At 45.1% G+C, this 19,428-nt stretch carries 20 protein-coding genes; 7 read left to right on the forward strand and 13 right to left on the reverse strand.

All coding sequences use genetic code 11. The features are described from left to right. Nucleotides 1-670, reverse strand: a 670-nt coding sequence (locus AAFP14_RS23080) for an RsmE family RNA methyltransferase (RefSeq protein ID WP_341734529.1), incomplete at its 3' end; no start/stop codon positions are given. A 199-nt stretch (nt 671-869) separates the two neighbouring features. Further along, on the reverse strand, nt 870-2,858 hold the full coding sequence (gene sir, locus AAFP14_RS23085) for a sulfite reductase, ferredoxin dependent (RefSeq protein WP_341734530.1): 1,989 nt from the start codon (nt 2,856-2,858) through the stop codon (nt 870-872). A 275-nt stretch (nt 2,859-3,133) separates the two neighbouring features. Between sir and AAFP14_RS23090 the strand changes: the two genes are divergently transcribed. Then, complete coding sequence (locus AAFP14_RS23090) at nt 3,134-3,382, forward strand: CRR7 family NDH-1 assembly protein (protein ID WP_340525760.1); 249 nt, start codon at nt 3,134-3,136, stop codon at nt 3,380-3,382. Between the two features lie 141 nt (nt 3,383-3,523). Here AAFP14_RS23090 and AAFP14_RS23095 read toward each other — a convergent pair whose 3' ends face one another. Both AAFP14_RS23095 and AAFP14_RS23100 read right to left on the reverse strand, forming a co-directional pair. Then, the gene (locus AAFP14_RS23095) at nt 3,524-3,904 is read right to left on the reverse strand and encodes a DUF2614 family zinc ribbon-containing protein (protein ID WP_341734531.1); all 381 of its coding nucleotides are present in this window, start codon (nt 3,902-3,904) and stop codon (nt 3,524-3,526) included. Nucleotides 3,905-4,064: 160 nt separating this feature from the next. After that, complete coding sequence (locus tag AAFP14_RS23100) at nt 4,065-5,213, reverse strand: glycosyltransferase family 4 protein (RefSeq protein WP_341734532.1); 1,149 nt, start codon at nt 5,211-5,213, stop codon at nt 4,065-4,067. 410 nt (nt 5,214-5,623) lie between these two features. On the opposite strand from AAFP14_RS23100, the gene serS reads away from it, so the two are divergent. After that, a complete protein-coding gene (gene serS / locus AAFP14_RS23105; protein ID WP_341734533.1) occupies nt 5,624-6,904 on the forward strand; it encodes a serine--tRNA ligase in 1,281 nt (426 codons plus the stop codon). A 179-nt stretch (nt 6,905-7,083) separates the two neighbouring features. Here serS and AAFP14_RS23110 read toward each other — a convergent pair whose 3' ends face one another. Beyond that, nucleotides 7,084-7,221, reverse strand: coding sequence for a hypothetical protein (locus AAFP14_RS23110; protein ID WP_341734534.1), 138 nt, complete (start codon nt 7,219-7,221; stop codon nt 7,084-7,086). A 319-nt stretch (nt 7,222-7,540) separates the two neighbouring features. On the opposite strand from AAFP14_RS23110, the gene msrA reads away from it, so the two are divergent. The 4 genes from msrA (at nt 7,541) to AAFP14_RS23130 (ending at nt 9,633) form a co-directional block, all read left to right on the forward strand. Continuing rightward, a complete protein-coding gene (gene msrA, locus AAFP14_RS23115) occupies nt 7,541-8,194 on the forward strand; it encodes a peptide-methionine (S)-S-oxide reductase MsrA (RefSeq protein ID WP_341734535.1) in 654 nt (217 codons plus the stop codon). Between the two features lie 211 nt (nt 8,195-8,405). Then, nucleotides 8,406-8,636, forward strand: coding sequence for a hypothetical protein (locus AAFP14_RS23120; protein ID WP_341734536.1), 231 nt, complete (start codon nt 8,406-8,408; stop codon nt 8,634-8,636). Between the two features lie 57 nt (nt 8,637-8,693). Further along, on the forward strand, nt 8,694-9,032 hold the full coding sequence (locus AAFP14_RS23125) for a YtxH domain-containing protein (protein WP_341734537.1): 339 nt from the start codon (nt 8,694-8,696) through the stop codon (nt 9,030-9,032). A 97-nt stretch (nt 9,033-9,129) separates the two neighbouring features. Next, entirely contained in the window at nt 9,130-9,633 is a 504-nt protein-coding gene (locus AAFP14_RS23130; RefSeq protein ID WP_341734538.1) for a DUF948 domain-containing protein, read from the forward strand. 76 nt (nt 9,634-9,709) lie between these two features. Here AAFP14_RS23130 and AAFP14_RS23135 read toward each other — a convergent pair whose 3' ends face one another. The 7 genes from AAFP14_RS23135 to AAFP14_RS23165 form a co-directional block, all read right to left on the reverse strand. Then, the gene (locus AAFP14_RS23135; RefSeq protein WP_341734539.1) at nt 9,710-11,146 is read right to left on the reverse strand and encodes an IctB family putative bicarbonate transporter; all 1,437 of its coding nucleotides are present in this window, start codon (nt 11,144-11,146) and stop codon (nt 9,710-9,712) included. A 124-nt stretch (nt 11,147-11,270) separates the two neighbouring features. After that, complete coding sequence (locus tag AAFP14_RS23140) at nt 11,271-12,164, reverse strand: sensor histidine kinase (RefSeq protein WP_341734540.1); 894 nt, start codon at nt 12,162-12,164, stop codon at nt 11,271-11,273. A 185-nt stretch (nt 12,165-12,349) separates the two neighbouring features. Continuing rightward, a complete protein-coding gene (locus AAFP14_RS23145; protein WP_341734541.1) occupies nt 12,350-13,789 on the reverse strand; it encodes a 1-acyl-sn-glycerol-3-phosphate acyltransferase in 1,440 nt (479 codons plus the stop codon). Between the two features lie 182 nt (nt 13,790-13,971). Further along, nucleotides 13,972-15,978, reverse strand: a complete 2,007-nt coding sequence (locus tag AAFP14_RS23150) for a ribonuclease catalytic domain-containing protein (RefSeq protein WP_341734542.1) — start codon at nt 15,976-15,978, stop codon at nt 13,972-13,974. 175 nt (nt 15,979-16,153) lie between these two features. Beyond that, complete coding sequence (gene rpsR, locus AAFP14_RS23155) at nt 16,154-16,369, reverse strand: 30S ribosomal protein S18 (protein ID WP_006631377.1); 216 nt, start codon at nt 16,367-16,369, stop codon at nt 16,154-16,156. 113 nt (nt 16,370-16,482) lie between these two features. After that, nucleotides 16,483-16,671 carry a 50S ribosomal protein L33 gene (gene rpmG, locus AAFP14_RS23160; RefSeq protein ID WP_265238844.1) on the reverse strand — a complete coding sequence of 63 codons (189 nt, stop codon included), beginning with the start codon at nt 16,669-16,671 and terminating at the stop codon, nt 16,483-16,485. 38 nt (nt 16,672-16,709) lie between these two features. Then, nucleotides 16,710-17,243, reverse strand: a complete 534-nt coding sequence (locus tag AAFP14_RS23165; protein ID WP_341734543.1) for an RDD family protein — start codon at nt 17,241-17,243, stop codon at nt 16,710-16,712. 207 nt (nt 17,244-17,450) lie between these two features. Between AAFP14_RS23165 and AAFP14_RS23170 the strand changes: the two genes are divergently transcribed. Continuing rightward, the gene (locus AAFP14_RS23170; protein WP_341734544.1) at nt 17,451-18,305 is read left to right on the forward strand and encodes an SGNH/GDSL hydrolase family protein; all 855 of its coding nucleotides are present in this window, start codon (nt 17,451-17,453) and stop codon (nt 18,303-18,305) included. Nucleotides 18,306-18,462: 157 nt separating this feature from the next. Here AAFP14_RS23170 and AAFP14_RS23175 read toward each other — a convergent pair whose 3' ends face one another. Beyond that, nucleotides 18,463-19,362, reverse strand: a complete 900-nt coding sequence (locus AAFP14_RS23175) for a DUF4436 family protein (RefSeq protein WP_341734545.1) — start codon at nt 19,360-19,362, stop codon at nt 18,463-18,465. Nucleotides 19,363-19,428 lie beyond the last annotated feature (66 nt).

Here is a 19,428-nt window from a genome sequence, read left to right on the forward strand (position 1 = left end):
CTTGCTCCCCCCTTACCAAGGGGGGCTGGGGGGGTTCTAATTCTTGCTCCCCCCTTACCAAGGGGGGCTGGGGGGGTTCTAATTCTTGCTCCCCCCTTACCAAGGGGGGCTGGGGGGGTTCTAATTCCATCAAACAATCCCACAAATGGCGATTGTCCCCGCGAGCACAACATATATATCGATTTTTTTGACTGCAATCTTTCACCGCTAAATCAAAGGAAATAGGCTCAAAGATCGTGGGGACAAATTGACGTTCGGACTGTTCCGCTGCCTCGGCTGCAATGCGCCTCCAGCGATCGACTTTTTGAGGACTCGGTTTTAGCAAAGTGCGATCGCTAGTCACCGGTACAATGCTTGCCACACCTAACTCTGTGGCCTGTCTGACAACCTCATCAAACCCGTTTCCTTTGGGCAAGGCGGCCATCAAACTCACCTCGACGGCAAGTTCCTTGTTTATGGCTATTTCTTCTATTATTGACGCAATTAACCCTGTTTCCTGGGCTTCTAGGACTGCTAGCCACCAATGCCCTCTGCCGTCCATTGCAATAAATTTGTCGCCTGCTTGTAATCTGAGTACGCGATGTAAATAATGCTTTTGTTCGGTGTTTAAGTCTATCGATTTGTCTGATTTTTTTGGGGTATTAACTGCTAATCTTTGTAATTGAGCCATTTAATTTTTGATTGCTCGTTTTTGATTAGATTTTTTTTATTTAACCGCAGAGAGCGCAGAGAACGCAGAGGAAGAGAGGAGAAAGGCAAAGCATTTATAACCACGGGAATTATTGGATAAATTCAAGGTTTTTTTATGCAAATGCTTTGCCTTTATACTATTTTTTTCAGAGGTCTATTGCAGACAATCGGAAATTGGCTTATGCTTCCTCCTTAATCTTGTTCAAATAATTTGAAATTGCTTCTGTCGCTAGCTGCGTGATTGGCTTACCCTGACGGGCTGCTTCTTCTTTGAGCTCGTTGTAAATTTCATCGCGAACGCTAATTCGGCGACGGACTTTACCAGTAGCCGCGGCTGTCTCGTTCTCATTTTCGTTACTAGACGTAACTTCTAATTCATTAATCTCAGTTATCATCGAGTCAGCAGATTGGTAGTTGGTTATAAATTGACGGATAGATTCTAACCCGACGCGATCGCAAAAATTGCCAAAACTCTCACTTTGTTGCTGTTTTTGTTTAAAATAAACAAAAATTGGCTCTAGAAAAGCTTCAAAGTCGTTGACGTGCAGCTTTTCCTCAATTGGTTTTGCCAGCCTCGTTTGTTCAGGAGAACCGCCTAGCCAAATCTGGTAAGATTCCGGCGAGCTCCCGACAAATCCCAATTCTGCCATATAAGGGCGGGCGCATCCATTGGGGCAACCAGTCATTCGGACTACAAAATGTTCGTTTTCTAAGCCGACTTTGGTCAACAGCGCCCGAATTCTGGCTAAAATGCTCGGTATCACGCGCTCTGATTCGGTAATCGCTAACCCGCAAGTCGGCATCGCAGGACAAGCCATAGCATAGCGGACTAAGGGGTCGATCGCAGTTTCGCCTTGAATCCCACACCGTGATAGAATCCCCTGAATTTCCTGTTTGATATCTGGTGAAATATCGTAAATCAGCACGTTTTGGTGCGGTGTCACCAATATCGGCAAGTTATATTTCTGCACGATTTCCCGCAAGGCGGTTTTTAGCTGAAATGAGCCTTCATCTTTAATCCGGCCATTTTCTACAGAAATGCCTAAAAACAGTTTACCGTCTCCTTGTTCGTGCCACCCCAAAAAATCGAAATACTTCCATTCTGGCAAGGGTTTAAAGGGTTCTAGTGGCTTGCCAAAATAGGTGGCTACTTTTTCCTGGAACCACTTTACACCTTTGTCGTGAATCAGGTATTTCAGTCGGGCGTGTCTTCTGTCTGTGCGATCGCCAAAATCTCTTTGAGTTGCTACAATTGCCTTGACCAAATTGTAAACATCATCTTTGGCAACATAGCAAATCTCATCGGCAACCCGCGCAAACGTCTCTTCTTTATTGTGAGTGCGGCCCAAACCACCGCCAGCAAACACGTTAAAACCTTCCAACTCCCCAGCTTTATTGGTAAATACTACTAAGCTCAAATCCTGAGAGTATAAGTCAACGGAATTATCTCCCGGTACTGTCACGGAACATTTAAACTTCCGCGGCATATAGTGCTGGCCGTAAATCGGTTCTTCGCGATCGTCGTGGAATATTGTACCATTGCCATTTGACTGTCTGGCTGCTTTGACCGCGGGATCTTCTTGAGCACTAATAGCTTTTTCCCCATCCAGCCAAATTTCGTAATAAGCTCCCGTTTGCGGTGTCAGCAAATCGGCCACATTATTGGCGTATTGCAGTGCATACTGGTATTCTGGCCGATTTTTGTACGGTGCTGGTGGTGCCATAACGTTGCGGTTTAAGTCCCCACAAGCTCCCAAGGTTGACCCCATATTTTTAATAATTGAGGAAAACACTGCTTTAAGATTTTTCTTGAGCACGCCGTGGATTTGGAAGCCTTGGCGTGTGGTGACGCGGAGGGTGTGGTTGCCGTATTCTTCCGATAGCTTGTCTAGGGTGAGGTATAGCTGCGGGGGCACGAAACCGCCGGGATTGCGGGTGCGCAGCATGAACTGATAGTCTTTTTCTTGGCCTTTAACTCGATTGTCGCGGTTGTCTTGCTGGTAGGAGCCGTGAAATTTGAGAATCTGAATCCCGTCTTCGGTGAAGTGGGTGGTTTCTTGTAACAATTCTGTCGCAACGGGTTCTCGTAAATAGTTGCTCCGTTCTTTGAGGCCTTCGGATTTAGAGGGTTTGCGCGCCACTGGCGCTGAAGTGGAAGATGTAGTCATGGAATGTATAGTATCCGTTATAATTAGATAAGGATCGATCGAATATTTCTTGACAATTTGACACTTGACAAATTTGCACTTGACAAATTTCCTCAGAAGTGCTGGATCGGCTCTGTTAACAACTAAGTTAATAACGGTAATCCGATAGGAATTCTGACAGTGCTTAATTGTAACACGATCGGGCCCTTGGGCCTTGCCGCTCTCAATAAGACTTTATAGTTCGATCGCCTAATTCCACAAAACTTTAGAAATAATTAACCTCAACCTCTGAAACTATGTCACTGTATGATGAAGATACGTTTGTAGTGCTAGAAACAAATCAGCCAGAGCAGTTTTTGACCGTTGCGGAATTATTAGAAAAGCTCAGAGCTATTTTAGCATCTCCCCAGGAAGAGTTGCCCCCTGATGTCCAAAAAATATCTTCTGTGGAAGAGCAAGCCCAGTATTTAATTAATACTTATTGTGAATTAGATGTTGGGCCTGGAAAGTTTTTGCAGTGGTACGCAGTTCGTTTGGAAAAGTAAAATTTGTTATTTGTTATTGGTTGTTTGTTATTTGTTATTGGTTATTTGTTATTGGTTATTTGTTATTGGTTATTTGTTATGGGCGGTGGGCAGTGGCCAACGACTGCGTTTATCCGCTAACCAATCACCAATCACCAATCACTATTCTTCCAACTGTTGCACCGCTGACACTTCAACCGCGGTAACATCGATCGTACCGGGCGGTGTCAACCTACTAAAATGACCTTGTTCTACCTTCAAAGGTTCACCGCAGTTGGCACACTGACACTGAGTTTGATTTAACGCTGTAAATTCATACTCACAGACGGGACATTTACCTTCAACTAAGTTGCGTTTCAGCCACCACTGGAGGCAAAAAAAAGCAACCACAGGTGTCAGTAGCAAAAAACCTACTAAAATAAAAATCGATTTAACTACCCAACCCAAACCCAGTGACGCAAACAGCCACGCGATGCCCAAGAGTATCAGCCAATTGCTAATAGCGGGTAGCTTTAAAGAAATTTTGGGGGTGCCTTGGTTCACGATGGTCTCCTTGGGTGTCTTTGCAGGTAGGCATAGTTCTATCCTAACCAATAAATTCTCAGTAGTCTTGGAGTTAATTTTTCCATTCTACCTCCCGAAACCACTATTATATTCTGTTATATCCCCGACTTCTGAAAGTGCTGCGGGGCTTTGGGTATTCTCACACCAGTTTATCTGGCCCAAATATATTAAAATTTTTTGCGATCGATTGACAAAGGGCTCCAAAACTAAACTCTACTATGGTTTGTTCCCTCAACCAGTGGCGATCGCACCTTTTATCCTCCCCCTGAAGCATTTCTATACAAGCAACTGCTACTGCGCCGGGATTGCGGTGAGGAACTCGCCATCCCAGTTTACCATCTTGCAGCGGCTCGGCTGAACCGTCGGCATCTCCCGCCAGTACGGGTATTCCGCAAGCAAGTGCTTCCAAGTAAACTATACCAAATCCTTCCCAAGAAGGCATCACGTAAGCATCAGCAAGTCGGTAATGTGATGCTAAATTTTCGGTGGGTACAAAACCGGCAAATATTACTCTTTCAGCCACTCCCAAATCTGCTGCAATTTTGGCTAATCTCGATTCATCGTCTCCGCGTCCAATCACTAAGTATTTCACATTCGGGAAAGTTAGCGCTATTTGTGGCAAAGCTTTAATTGTGATATCTACACCTTTGTAAATATCAGTCGATCGCAATCTGGCGACAGTCATCAATACTTTAGCACCAGTCAGATTATATTTTACCAATAAATCCTCCGATTTGGGACCGATCGTAAATAAATTTTCATCGACTATACAAGGGACTAGGTGGAATTTTTCAGGACTTAAGTGATTATTGTAGCAAGTGCGATCGCGGGTATACCTGCTAATAGTCCAAATACTATCAGCTTTGTTCATGGCTATTTGATATTTAGGCGGCAGTGTTTCCCAAACTTCCTTACCATAAGTTAAAATCGTGTAAGGAATTCCTAAAGGTTCGCACAAAGTTTGAATCAGCGGTGCGAGGTTAATGTGACCGCAGAAAACTCGTTCAGGGCGTTTTTGAACTAAGTTAATCAGTATTTTAGCTGCAAAATTCAGACGACCAAACCAAACTGGCTCAGTTTTGAGGTAAGAAAACTTGAGATTTTTTGACTCGAAGGGATTGTGGCAATTTGGGGAATCTCGCAACAAAAAAACTTCTGCTGTTGGCGGACAGTTTGCCCCTGCGCTAACAGACAGGTAAGCTTTCAGAATGTCTTTAACATAGGATTGAATCCCGCCTTCGCTGGAAAAGATTTCTAGGAAGCAGAATAGATAATTTGGCGATCGCATCTTCTATGATTATCAGTGGAAAACTGTCAACTGCTGCGCCCGCTGGCGAGTTCAGCTTCGTCGAAGAGTCATATAAAATCCTCTCTTCATCATCCTGTATTAAACTCTCTCCTCTCTTGCTTCGCGCCTTCACGGTTAAATCATTCCGACACAACCGGAAGTCAACTGTCAACTGTCCACAGACACAAAAAACCCGGCCATTGCTGGCTGGGGTAGAAAAATATCAGGGTGCATCTACTAATATGTTTCGAGTATAGCACTTTTTGTGGGGTATAACCCCTCATGGGTGACACCAGTAACTCAAAATCAATGAGAATAAGTTATAGTTGACCGGAGAAATCATTGACAAAACTTGTATTTCCCCTAGTTCTGTTGTTGCTAATTTAGAATTGAAGATTTAGAATAAATCTGTGCTAGACCTAAAATTAATCCGAGAAAATCCCCAAGCTGTCCAAGAAAGCCTCAACACTCGCGGAGGCAACTATGAAATCGAGCCCATCGTGCAACTAGACAAGCAGCAGCGAGAGTTGGAAGGGAAGCGATCGCAACTGCAAGCCCGCAGCAACGAAATTGCCAAACTCATCGGTCAAAAAAGAAAATCGGGTTTAACCCTAGAATCTCCCGAAGTTCAAGCATTGCAAGCAGAAGGCAATGCAGTGGGAACAGAGTCCAACGAACTGCAAGCACAGGAAAAAGACCTAAAAGCTCAAATAGAAGCTCTATTATTGCCCTTGCCGAACTTACCAGCTAAGTCAACCCCCATCGGCAAAAATGAAGATGAAAACATCGAAATACGGCGCTGGGGAGACGAATACATTCCCCAAAATACGGCGATTTTACCGCACTGGGAAATCGGCGAAAAATTAGGAATACTCAACTTTGAACGCGCTGTCAAAATCTCTCAACCTCGTTTTGTCAGCTTAATTGGAGCAGGCGCAGCCCTAGAAAGAGCGATTATTCAATTCATGCTCGATACGCACACAAAAGCAGGTTATGTAGAAGTAATTCCCCCATTTTTAGTCAACACCGAATCTCTCACAGCTACGGGTCAATTACCCAAATTTGCCGAAGAAAGTTTTAAATGCGACCAAGACGATTTGTGGCTAATTCCGACTTCCGAAGTTCCGGTTGTCAATCTGTATCGAGGTGAAATCTTGACAGCAGAACAGTTGCCAATTCATCACTGTTCTTACACTCCTTGTTTTCGGCGGGAAGCCGGCAGTTATGGCAAAGATACGAGGGGATTAATTAGATTGCACCAATTTAATAAAGTTGAATTGGTGAAACTGGTGCATCCGAGTACATCCCCGGAGGAACACGAAAAGTTAGTCCAGGATGCCGAAGGAGTTTTGCAGGCGTTGAAATTGCCTTATCGGACGATCGAACTCTGTACGGGCGATTTAGGTTTCGCGGCGGCAAAAACCTATGATTTAGAGGTGTGGCTGCCTTCTGCGGGCAAATACCGGGAGATTTCCAGTTGTTCCAACGTCGCAGATTTTCAGGCACGGCGAGCAAATATTCGCTTTAAAGAAGCGGGCAAAAAAGGTACTCAATTCGTGCACGCGCTTAACGGTTCGGGTTTAGCTGTGGGTCGTACAATGGCGGCAATTTTAGAGAATTATCAGCAGCCAGACGGGACTATAAAAGTGCCGGAAGTCCTCCAATCCTATTTGGGACGAGAGGTGTTATAAATTAGTTGGTAGTGAAAACTTTAGTCTTCACTACCAACTGGGAAGATATATTTTAATGCTTATTATAGTAGTCGCAAAATATCTAGAACCCCAACTCCTTGCATAAGTTGGGGTTCTAGATATTCTATTGATTTTCAATTTTTTCGTTATTCTAGATGATTGACAATTATTTTTACCAGTTAAGCTGCAACTGTGTTGGAGTTGGACGCTGCTATCGGTAAATTCTGATTTACCACTACCCACTTGCCTGTCATGGGATCGCGGTAAGTAATAAAGGGATTAGATTTCAAAGGTTTAGTCGCTGAGGTTAAAAGCATTTTGATACACTCCTAAGAACCGATCCTGAATCAAAAAATAACTTGATATTTATGATAATCGCAGATTTTAAATTAAATACTTGTGATTTATCTGTCAAAAAAATGTGATAAATCCTACAGTTTTAGGTGATACATAGCACAGGCTTAATGCGATCTATTACCGTTTTTTTAGTGATAGATGTCACTTGCTAAAAAAACGAAAATTAAACTTAGCTTATAGGCGATCGCTTTTAACTTCGATAGTGCCACTATTTTAACTGTACATCTGATATGATTAAGTAAGGTAAAGATGTTTATCACAGAGCCCCCTCACAAACCTATGGTGCTATTTGGATTTGGTAAAAAGTCGAGCCTGCCCTCTCCCCAGGACGCATTGCCGGGACGGGCAGAGTCGATGCCGGTACCGGCAACTCACTTTGTTAACGGCAATCCGCTGAAACCTCCTTTTGCCAACGGCATGGAAACTGCTATGTTTGGTCTGGGCTGTTTTTGGGGAGCCGAACGCAAGTTTTGGCAGCAAGATGGAGTTTTTTCAACCGCAGTTGGTTATGCGGCTGGGATTACTCCAAATCCTACTTACAACGAGGTTTGTAGCGGGATGACGGGACACAATGAAGTGGTTCTGGTTGTCTTCGAACCCCAAAAAGTTAGTTACGAAACGCTGCTAAAAGTTTTTTGGGAAAGTCACAATCCGACTCAAGGAATGCGTCAGGGAAATGATTCTGGCACTCAGTATCGATCGGGAATTTACACTTATTCAGCTACCCAAAAGCAGCTAGCTGAAGCATCGCGGGATGCTTACCAGCAAGCTCTCAAGGCAGCCGGTTACGGCAATATTACTACTGAGATTATTGACGCTCCTGAGTTTTATTACGCAGAAAGCTATCATCAGCAGTATCTGGCTAAAAACCCTAACGGCTATTGCGGTTTGGGCGGTACAAAGGTTTGTTTGCCTGCAATGTCTCAAGTTTAAAAAATTTAAGCTGAGATTGAGGCTGATTTTTGTCAACAGGCAAGATGCCTGTTCCACAATCTAGAAAAAATTATTGTGGGGCGGGTATCTTCTCTGTTACCAAAAGGTAAATGGGCTAGTTAAAAACAGGTGAAAAATGCTGGCTGCTGTCATAATCATCAATGTATTTATATCTCTGGTTTGCTTTTATATAGCTGGGAAAATATGGCGAATGGGTAGGACGATCGCACTTTGTGAAGCGAGAATCACCGCCCTGGAGCGCTGTAGCACCAATGTCCTTGCCAAATCACCTAATTTCTTTGCTAGAAAGCAACAACGTGCTCACCAGTTGCGGCGCAATTATCAACAACTGGAATGGCAACTTCAACAACTTCAGCAACTTTTGGGATTGCTAGGTTTGGGGCGAATGCTTTGGCGGCGGCGCGATCGACCATTAAGGTAATCGGAAATTATTATATTTATAGGTGGTAAAAGTATAGTTTTGGAGGTTGCGATCGCAATGTCAAATAAACGTTCAGGATTATTTATTGGTGGCTTGCTGGTGGGTTCAGCCATCGGGGCTCTGACGGGCTTGCTGATGGCACCGAGAACGGGCAAGCAGACGCGGCAGATTTTGAAAAAATCGGCCGAGGCTGTGCCTGCGTTAGCCGAAGATTTATCAACTAGCGTACAATTGCAAGCCGATCGACTTTCGGAATCGGCACTGGTCCATTGGGACGAAACTTTGATTAGACTTAAAGAGGCGATCGCCGCCGGTTTGGAGGCTACTCAGCGGGAACGCCAAACACTCTCGGAAACTGAAGCCACAGAGACTTCCCCGTCGCCGGAGCGACGCTAATTCCACAACTGTTCGGGACTACATTTGGGACCGATCCACACAATCAAGTAAAATTAGACCCACATATAAATTCCCAAACCCCCAATCCGAGATTCCAGTGCGCGAACCCATCTTTTGGTTAGGACTTTCGATTTTGCTAGTGGCAGTCAGTTTAACGGCTGTGTTAGTGACTCTCATACCTGCGGTGCAAGCCTTGACGCGGGCAGCGCACAGCGTGGAAAAGCTCGCTGATACCCTTTGTCGTGAATTTCCGCCGACTTTGGATGCCATTAGGTTAACGGGGCTGGAAATTAGCGAATTGACGGATGATGTCAGTGAAGGGGTGCAAAGTGCGGGGGAAGTTGTCAAGCAAGTCGATCGCAGTCTTGGTACTGCCAAAAAGCAAGCGTACAATGTCCAAGTTACAACTCGTAGCCTGGTGACTGGGGTTAAGGCTGCTTGGAAAACTTTAACTCGAAAATCGCCACTGTCTGGGGGTAGGAGTCGAGGGGGCGATCGATTGTCACCCAGTCAAAGAAGTGTAATTTCGCTGAGGGATTCGGGTTTAGATGAGCGAAAACAGCCGGGATACAAGCCTAACGATTCATCGGTGGATCAATAGACATCTCCCATAATTGTTGTGGAACAGGCATGATACCTGTTCTTGAATATCTTTTTGGGAGATGTCTACTAAACTTCTACTCTGCGTTAGTCAAGGCTGAATCTGGCTGCGGGGAATTTCTGTAAAAACTGGCAATAATCGCTACCATCAACCACCACAGCATATTGACTTCTGGTCGATACCAAACTGTATCGAAAAAACCGTGGGCCATCATGCCGACTAAAGTGGCGATCGCCGCTATCAACCAAAACCCCTGATTGGATTTGGGACTTGGGGATTCTTCCTGGGAGTTAAGCTGCTGAAATTGCGCATCTCGCAGATTTTTGATCTGCAACAAACCTTGATTGATGGTGACACTCAGCAGCCACAGAAAACAAGTCAAACCGATAAAACCAGTTTCTACCGCTATTTCTAGAAGCACCGAATAAGCACTCAAAGCCGTGTATTTCGGCTTCATATACAGTGGATAAACTTTATTAAAAGCAGTGTTGCCCGGACCAATGCCGAGAATTGGTCGATCGCGAATCATGTCAATCACCGCAGTCCAAACATTAATCCGAAAATTGTTGCTGCTGTCACCGCGGCCGATAAACATACTCGTCACTCTTTCCCGCAGGGGTGCTACTAAAACTACTCCCAAAATTAACGCCATAGCTAAACCTCCTAACCCCAACGGCAGGGCTAAAGTGCGCCATAACCGAGGCATTAAAGGACTATACCAATACCACAGCAGGATTAAAAACACTACCAGTAAAGCTACAAAACCGATCCAAGCCCCACGGCTGTCGGTGTAGCGCAAACAGGCGCAATTGACGACTAACATCGTTAGTGCCAAGGCTTTAGTTCCCCATCCTTTCCACACAAAAAGTGCTGCTGCACTCAATGCAATTGCCGGTAGCAGATAGGAACCAAGCAAGTTGGGATTTCCTAAAAAACTGTAAACTCGCGTGACATTTGCTTGACTAGAAGTGGGATCGTTCCAAGTAGCTAGGGGTGGCACTTTATCAATCCACTGTCGCACGCCGTAGAAACTGACGATGAGAGAGACGTTCAAAAACACGGCGATTAACCACGATCGCCAACGGGGCGATCGCAATATCCTAGCCATCAATGCAAAAAACAGCAAATACAGCGTTAGTTTCGTCCAGCCTGTAAAAGCTGCTGCTTTCACTGGGGACATGGCGGTGGCGACGGTAGCAATGCCCCAGTACAGGAATACTAGCAGGTGAATCGGTGTCAGGGCGATCGCGCGATCGTCGGAAACCGTCAGCAGCACCCAAAAGGCAGCGCCAGCAGCCATCAACACACCCACCAGGGCATTGTTGACAAAGGGGCCCAAACCAAACGTCAAAGCCAGCAATACAAAACCCAGTGGTTCTGCCCATTGCATCAGCCAGCTACTTTGCCGCCAACTTCGCGCATTGCCAATGGCGACATTCAATAAATAACTTCCATTTTGCCATTGTAAAAGTGGGAAGTTTGCTAGAGTTAATTTTTGCCAAACTGAATTCATTTCAATTTAAAATTAGGAAGTGGTTATTGGTGATTGGAGATGCCTGGTTATTGGTGATTAGTTATTAATTATTAGTTATTCGTTAGGAAACTAACAAATAATTAATAATTAATCACAACTAACTTTACCTTTCCAACAAATCAGTAGCATTGACGCAAGGAAGCGAAAGCACATAGCGATACCCAGATTCCGGCGTTCCTTGAATTGAGAGTTGACCGCCTTGAATTTCCACCAACTGACAGCACAGCAGCAATCCCAAACGCTCCCTATCCCCGTAGCCAGCTAATACTGGTGTGGTATCCGCGGCATTTTCCGCTACCAAAGTTGCCAACTCAGAGAAAGAAAGCTTTAATGGCTGGGAAGCTTGTACTGCTGGCGAATATTGAGATTCGATTCCCAATTCTTTGCTGTGGGAGTTCCCTGGGGAACTGTGACTCGATTCAAGTTTTAACAAGTGGTCGGAGTAGAGTTTAGCATGGGGCAAACTTTCTCCCAACCAAGGGTGAAACACCCAAACTCCCATATTGATGCCATCATCTTTGCGAACAACGTGTACTCGAATCACGCTACCTGCGCCAGCAGATTGAATTACGCTAAAAATTAAGTGGTGGAGCATTTGCTGAACTTTTTCTTTGTCTGCCAGCCAAATACGGGGCCCTGGACTGATAGACAGGTTAATTTCTTGCTCTCTTTTATGTGCGGGCTGCGATAGGTTAGTCACAACCTGCTGGCACAAAGTTTCTATATCTACTGCGGTTCGCTTGACGGTGAAACTGGATTCATCCAATTCTGCGAGTCCTAAAATTTCTTCAACTAGCGATCGCAAAGACCGACTACTATCTTGGATTACATCGATATATTCTTTTTGCTTACTTGTTAGGGGGCCATAAATTTCTTGATTCAACACACTGGCCATCCCAATAACTGAAGTGAGGGGAGTCAGCAATTCTTGGGCTAAATAATTCAGCAGTTTTATTTTTATTGAGTTACTAGACAAATTGATAGGTTTGTTACTCATTGCTTATTTTTCTGGGTTATTATCAAGGGTTAATTTTTTAGGGGTGGCTCAGACCTCTTTCCAAAGTTTATCAGGAAATTGGGTTGCGAACCCCGTCCTTATAGCATCGCTTAATGACTAATGACTACTGACTACTGACGCTTCAACGAAGCTGAGCCGCACCGCTACAGACTACTGACTAATGACTAATTAATTAGTCCTTCTAAAGCGGATTGTAAGTCTTGAGTGAGCTCGGCAACTGCTATTCTGCGACTGGTTTGATATCCCTCGGAGCGATCGTCCACAGATATCGGTTCGCCCACGGTCATTGTTACTTGCTGTTTCCCCAAATGCGGTCGCCCGAAAGGATTTCCCCCTTTGATGCGAGCCAGTACGTCGGACAGTAGTAAAGTTGTTTCGGCGAGGCGTTCTGCCGTCAGTTGTTCTTGTACATATTTGCCCGTAACGGATACGAAGCTTTCTACGAGTCTCATGTGCCACATTCGGAGACTGGCTTCTTCGGCTAGGCGATCGGCTAATCCTCTTTCTAAGGGACAAAGTGCTGCAATATCTTTGATATCTTCTCGATAGATATAGTCCCATCCTGCTTGTTCCAATCGGCGGCATCTGTCGATTAAACTGCCTTTTGGCTTCAAGTTAAAATACTGTTCAGCCACTTGTAAAGCCACATCTAAAAGTGCTTTTAATCGAGAAATTATCACTTCATTATCCAAATTATCACTGGTAATATTCTGCATCAATTCTGATGCTAATTGGTCTGGATGTGGGGGTAAATCTTGATGATAAAATCTCCGATAAAACTGTTCCATTACTGACAATAAATAACTCCCCAATCTAATGAGTCGTAAATATTGAAATTTGTAAGGGTGAATTTCGGAATTGGGATGATTCGTGTCTAAATTGGCAAAAGTGTTACTATCTAATGCTGTTAATCCGCAATCATTTTCTAATTGAGTTAAAAGTTTTTCTAGTTGTTCCCAAGGTGGCTGGACATAGCGGTATTGAATACCAAGTGGTACGATTACCACTTTTTCCGGGCGTCCGGCTTTTCGTAAATCTTCAACGCACCAGAATCCCATTTGAGCAATACCTGGTTCGAGGGGGCTAACTATTTCATTGTGACCGTTGGTGGCTCCTTCAGGAGCCGCGGCGATGGGAAATTGGCTGTTAGCAAATAAATCGCGGGCCGATCGCAATCCAGCTCGATCTATCTTACCGCGAACGATGGGAGTTCCACCGAGTCGAGAGTATAGCCAACCTACACCCGCACCAGCCCAGAGAGGAATTCCGCGATCGTAGATAAAGTGGGAATGTACGGGAAATTTCAGGGGAATCCCTTGTTGGCGCGCCACTTGGGGTACGAGTTTCCACACCAGTTGTCCCAAACAGTAGGGATCGTCTGAGTTGGGGTGGCGGAAGGCTAGTAAGAAGCGAACTTTCTGATTTTGAAATTGGTGAAATAGTTCCGCTAGGGTTTCGACATTTTCCGCTTTAATGTCGCTAATATTTGTCCGAAATCGCAGCCACCAGGGGAGTATTTGTTGGCAGCCTTGGACGATTAGGGGGTTGTACGCTGGGGGGATGAATTCCAGGGGTGGCTGAACTTGGCTAATTGAATTAGGCATTTGGGGATTGGAGATGGGAGATTTCTCGGCTGCTGTCAGCAGTAGCAATTTTGACTAACTTCCTACTCTATCAGGACTTACGCAGAAGAACTAAAGAAAACAGGTTTTTTACGCTATGGTCGTCCCTTCATCCGATGGAAATTTCTACTGTTTTACGCCACCCAAATCCCAAACTCCAAATCCTAGGGCGCTGCTTGCAGAATTACTTCTTGGAATTGAATTACATCCGATCGCGGATCGCAATGAGTGACTTTAACTTCAAATCGATCGCCTATTTCGACCGATCGACCAAAGCGCATAGCTAATTCTAAACCCAACTCTTCCAACAAAATCAATCCGAGATTGCTATCTTCCCTCAGCCAGCGCAACATTAAAGCTTCCCAGACTTGATCTGGGTTGCGCCGCAAATATTCCAATCCCCAATAGCGGTTGGTTTGGCGTTCAACACTAGAAGCTTCTCTGACTGCTGTACCCAGACACATCACAATGTCCTGCATTTCTTCAGCAGAAAAAGGCTGGGGTTCGCCCCGCAGATGAGCTTTAATTTGGAAATGAGTCAGTAAATCGGTATAACGACGGATGGGAGAAGTAACTTGAGTGTATGCTTCCAAACCCAAACTAGAGTGTCTTCCAGGGGTGAGATTCATTTCGCTGCGGGGCATACAGCGGCGCACAGCACAAGCACGGGCGGGGCCTGCCGGCACAGCTAAAAGTTCTTCCTCTGGTGGGAGTTCTGGCTGGGGCTGATGGCGGTAGGGTATGGCTAGACCGTGAGTTTGACCGTAGCGGGCTGCCACTTCCCCCGCGAGGATCATCATTTCAGCTACTAGCAATCGGGCGGTGGAGTCATCGATCACATAAATGTTGATGTCATCGCCTTTGACTTTGATGACGGATTCGGGCATGAAAATGCTGATTGCGCCTTGGGTTTCCCGCCATTTTTGCCGCAGTTTGGCAGCGGATGCTAGTGCAGCTATTTCCGGTTCTCCTGGGATTCCCAACTCCAGCATCTCGTCTACCTCATCGTAGGTTAAGCGGTAGGTAGGTTTCACGGTGCTGATGTGAATGCTGTAATCTTGGACTGCACCAGTTTCATCTAAGGTGACGCTGAAGCTGAGAGCGCTGCACTCTTTACCTTGAATTAAGCTCATTGGCCCGGTTGCCAACTCTGGGGGAAACATGGGTATCATCCCCGTGGGCAGGTAAACTGTGGTGGTGCGCTTCCGGGCTTCGAGGTCGAGTTCGTCTCCGGGGGAGAGTAAGCGGGTGGGATCGGCGATGTGTATCCACAGGCGCTGCTGGCCGTTTTCCAGGAATTCTAAGCTGAGTCCGTCGTCTATTTCTGTAGTGCTTTCATCGTCGATGGTGTAAACCTTGAGGTGAGTTAAATCGAAACGACTGGTGTCGGCATCGCTTGGGAGATTTTCTAGGCAGCGTTGAGCTTCTTCTAACACCTTGGCAGGTAAGTGTAGGGGAATTTGGCTACGCCGCAAAAACAGGTTTTCGTGGTGACTCCACAGGCCGAGATCTACTAATAGTTGAAAGGCTGCTTCCGGTGTTTCGGGACGTTCTAGGCTGGCTAATGTTTCTAGGGCTGGGGTGCGGTGTGTTGCTTCTTCTCCCAGGGTGGCAAATCTTTCTAGGGCATCGAGGCGATGGCGATCGCTATTTGCCCAGTCTACATTTTCCCCGACCAGTCGCTGCTTGACTCGATCCCAAAATCCTTGGGCTTCTTGATGTCGTTGCTGTTCTACTTCTTGCTGGTGTTTGATTTCTGCTACTTGGGCTGGGGAACGCGGTTCGTAGCGATCGCCCTTTTGCTTGAAATACAATTTATCTGTGGACAACAAAGAGTAAGCTGCGTAACACTGAGCTGGGGTTTTTTCGGAAAATAGTAGCATGGCTAAGGATTCCGGGTCCGCGGCTTCTCCGTCCCCTACTAGCAATTCCCAAGCTACTTCGAGACTGGATGGATCTGAGTAAACTTCTACTTCTTGATGAAATTTTGGGATGTCCGAGGGTTTGTAGGTTTCTCCGGCAATTTCGTAGGTGATTTGTTTCGGCGGTATGCTGTGCGGTTGACCGTTTTCGTCTACCACCACCCAGTTTTTTTTGCCGTCGGGGCGATCGGCAACGGCTAGACGGCGGTCGCCGTGCAGTCTAAATTCTACTAAGGTTCCCTTCTCCACTTGCCAGTTATATAATTTATATTTTAGATTTTTACATTGGCTACTTGTCTGGTTTCGACTTGGGGATTTTAGATTTTGGAGAATTGTATTTTTTCTGGTTAAATCACGTAAAAACGTTACTTTTGCCTAGTTTTTATGACCGTCCAAAATCTAAAATCTTAAATCCAAAATGCGATTAACCTTCTTGGTTGACGAAGGGCATCAAAGCTACAATTCTGGCTCTTTTGATGCTTCTGGTCAGGTCTCGTTGTTGTTTGGCTGTCAAGCCTGTAATCCGCCGAGGCAGGATTTTACCGCGTTCGGTGACGTATTTTTTGAGTAAATCGACATCTTTATAGTCGATCGGATCTCCTGGTTTAATTGGCGATACACGCCGGCGAAAGTAAGTCATTTTTTGGAGAATTGGTAATTGGGCATTGGGCATTGGGCATTGGGCATTGGGCATTGGGCATTGGTTACTAACAAATAACAAATGACTACTGACTACTGACTAATGACTAATGACTACTTGATCTCTTTGTGACCAGTGTGCTTGTTGCAATGGGGGCAGAACTTTTTGAGTTCTAGCCTCGCCGTCGTGTTCCGACGGTTTTTGGTCGTGGTGTACCGAGAAACGCCTTTTGAGCGTTTGCTCGCATTAGTTCGGCACTCAGTACACTCTAGAGTAATTATGATGCGGACGCCTTTAGCCATAATTCTAAATAAATTTCGACTAATTTAAACACAATTTATTATCTTCTCACATTGCTGTGCACTTGGTCAAGCAATCTTTTGACTTTGATGTCTAGGGAGTAGCCACGGCGGGTGCCGACGACGATCGTACCACCAAGGCGATCGTGAAATGCCTGGGGAAAGCGGGCGGTGTCGGTGAAAGCAACGCTACAGTCGATCGCCAGGGGTAATAGGAGTAACAAAACGGCGGCATTGGTGGATGTGAGTCCCCCTATACCTAGGAAGGCTAGGGCTGCACAGGTGCCAAGCACAGCCTCGCGTTTCGACAGTTCTTGGAGGCCGGGAGTGCGATCGAGTCTGGGATCGACAATTTTCATGTCCAAAGCCCAGCGGCCGAGACTTTGGCCTTTATTTTTCCTGACGATGGCTACTCGCAAGATCAGCCAGAGTATAACAAAAAAAATGATTTGGACGATCGAATTTGTACCAAGAAGCAAACTGGGTAGCCCAACGGCGATCGTATCAATGCAGAAAGCAGCAGCGCGGCGGCCAATGGATACTTTGGGCAGGAGAGGAACTAGATCGGAACTCATGGGCAAAAAAGAATTACTTTAAAGTGCGTAAGTCCTGTTTATATCATAGCTGAAATCAATGAACTTGCAGCCCTAGGACTTAGGGTAAAGGCGTAGCATTAATAAACGTCATCATGGCTTCCAATATCAATCAATAAAATTACCATAATAACTGTTGTAGTTTCATCATACAATTTCCTCAAGCATGAATTTAATACAAACTGCGTAATGTCTCCAAAAGTGCGATCGCCACGTCCCAAATATCCATTAAAGCAAATAGTCATCAGATTTGCCACCGCAGTAATTGCTGCTTTGATTTTTATCAACATTCCTCACTCCTTAATTCCGATGTTTCAAGAATCCCCATCAATAGCTAGTCTACCGCCAGAAATCGAGAACATCCTCGCCGGCAAACGCAGAATTGTCACCATTGGCGACAGCATCACAGAAGCCGGCAAATACCCCGGAGGTTACGTTTGGCTACTGCAACGCTATCTAAACGGTCTGTATCCCGATCGCGCGATCGAAATCATCAACGTCGGCATCTCCGGGAACAAAGCCACAGATATGCAAGCACGTTTCCAGCAAGATGTCATTGACAAAAAACCAGATTTAGTCATGATTAACGTTGGAGTCAACGACGTTTGGCACGCATTCTTTGACTTCCAAAACCGTCAATTTCATCCCCAAGGAAACTTATCCACCGGAGTAGGATTAGCAGAATACAAACAGAAACTCACACAAATGGTGGAAGCAGCCAAAGCAGCAGGAATTCGAGTGGCGCTACTTTCTCCTACTCCCATCCGTGAAGTTCTCGATGGTCCCGAAAACCAGCGTTTACAAGAATATATTCTCGCCATGCGAGAAGTTGCTTTACAGAATCAATGCTTATTTATTGATTTAAATAAACCTTTTCGAGAAGTGATCGGCACTTTTCAAAGACACGCTGGCAAAACTCTAAATTTGTTAGCAGCAGACGGAGTACACCCAAATCCATCCGGGTATCGAATCATGGCTTTTAGTATTTTGCGAGGCTTGGGAATACCAACGAAAGATATTGAAAATTTGGAAATCAAGAATTGAATTGCCGAGAGTCGGCGCCTCAGTAAACATAAGTTTGGTAGGGGCGGGTTTTACCAAAAATAATTGCCTAAAACCCATAATCTCATAAACCCGCCCCACCCAACTTCTTCCTCCCTTGGGGGGGGTAGGGGGGGGTGACTTCTTCCTTCTTCCTAGATTATTCAATGGGTGGATGATACCGTTTCAACCAACAACTACCAATAATCACCAAAGCCACGACTACAATAATTTCCGTCCAAAAAAATGATAAGAAATCACTGGCAGTTCCCACGGGAGGCACTCCCGGCTGAGCGTTACGAATAGCTGGAAAAGCAAACAGCATCACAGCCGTCCAACTCAACATTCCAATTTCCGGTAACTTACCCGATTTCATCACTCTCAATGCTAGCAGCAGCGCCATCGTTGATAGCACCCACATAATCACGATAATGGTTAAAGCAAAAAATTTTACCGGGAGCGATCGAGTTATGCGGACATCGATATAAATAAAGATAGATGAATTTTCTTCCAGAGGCTTGTAAGTGATGTCAAAACCTGGAACATCGGCATTGAACTTAAATAGCAGCGGTACGGGGTTGAGTTCAAAAGGGGCAAATTTTTTCCGAATCGAAGGCAGCGGATCGATGGAAATAGCTACTCTAGCAATGTGCCTGTCAAAGGGATAATTGTTGATTTTACCCTTGACTAAATTGAACTTTAAAGCCGGAAAAATCATCGGCTTGCCAGCTTTAAAAGTAATTTCTGAATTTTCTATATTTGCACCGTTAACTGTCATTAACAAATCTTGAGCTGGGTAGGTAGGTCCTTTTTTGTAAATGCCTTTTAGTTCAAATTCTAAGCGTGTTTCTAATTCGTTTTTAATTGGATCGACTCCGATCGCAGTCATTGTGACTTCTACTAAGCCTTTGGGAGCCGCAGAGCTTTCTGGATTGGGGGTGTAAGGTTCTTGAGCATGAGCTACGGGAGAGTAAATCGATAAAGTAATTGCAAAAATTAGGATGAGATTGCAAATTAAAATAAGTGTTTTTTTGAGGTTATTGTGGTTGACAATTTGCATGAATTAGATAATAATTCGGAATGATTTAACCGCGAAGGCGCTAAGGACGCGAAGGAAGAGAAGAGT

The organism is Microcoleus sp. EPA2 (genome assembly GCA_020882975.1).
Lineage (GTDB): Bacteria > Cyanobacteriota > Cyanobacteriia > Cyanobacteriales > Microcoleaceae > Microcoleus.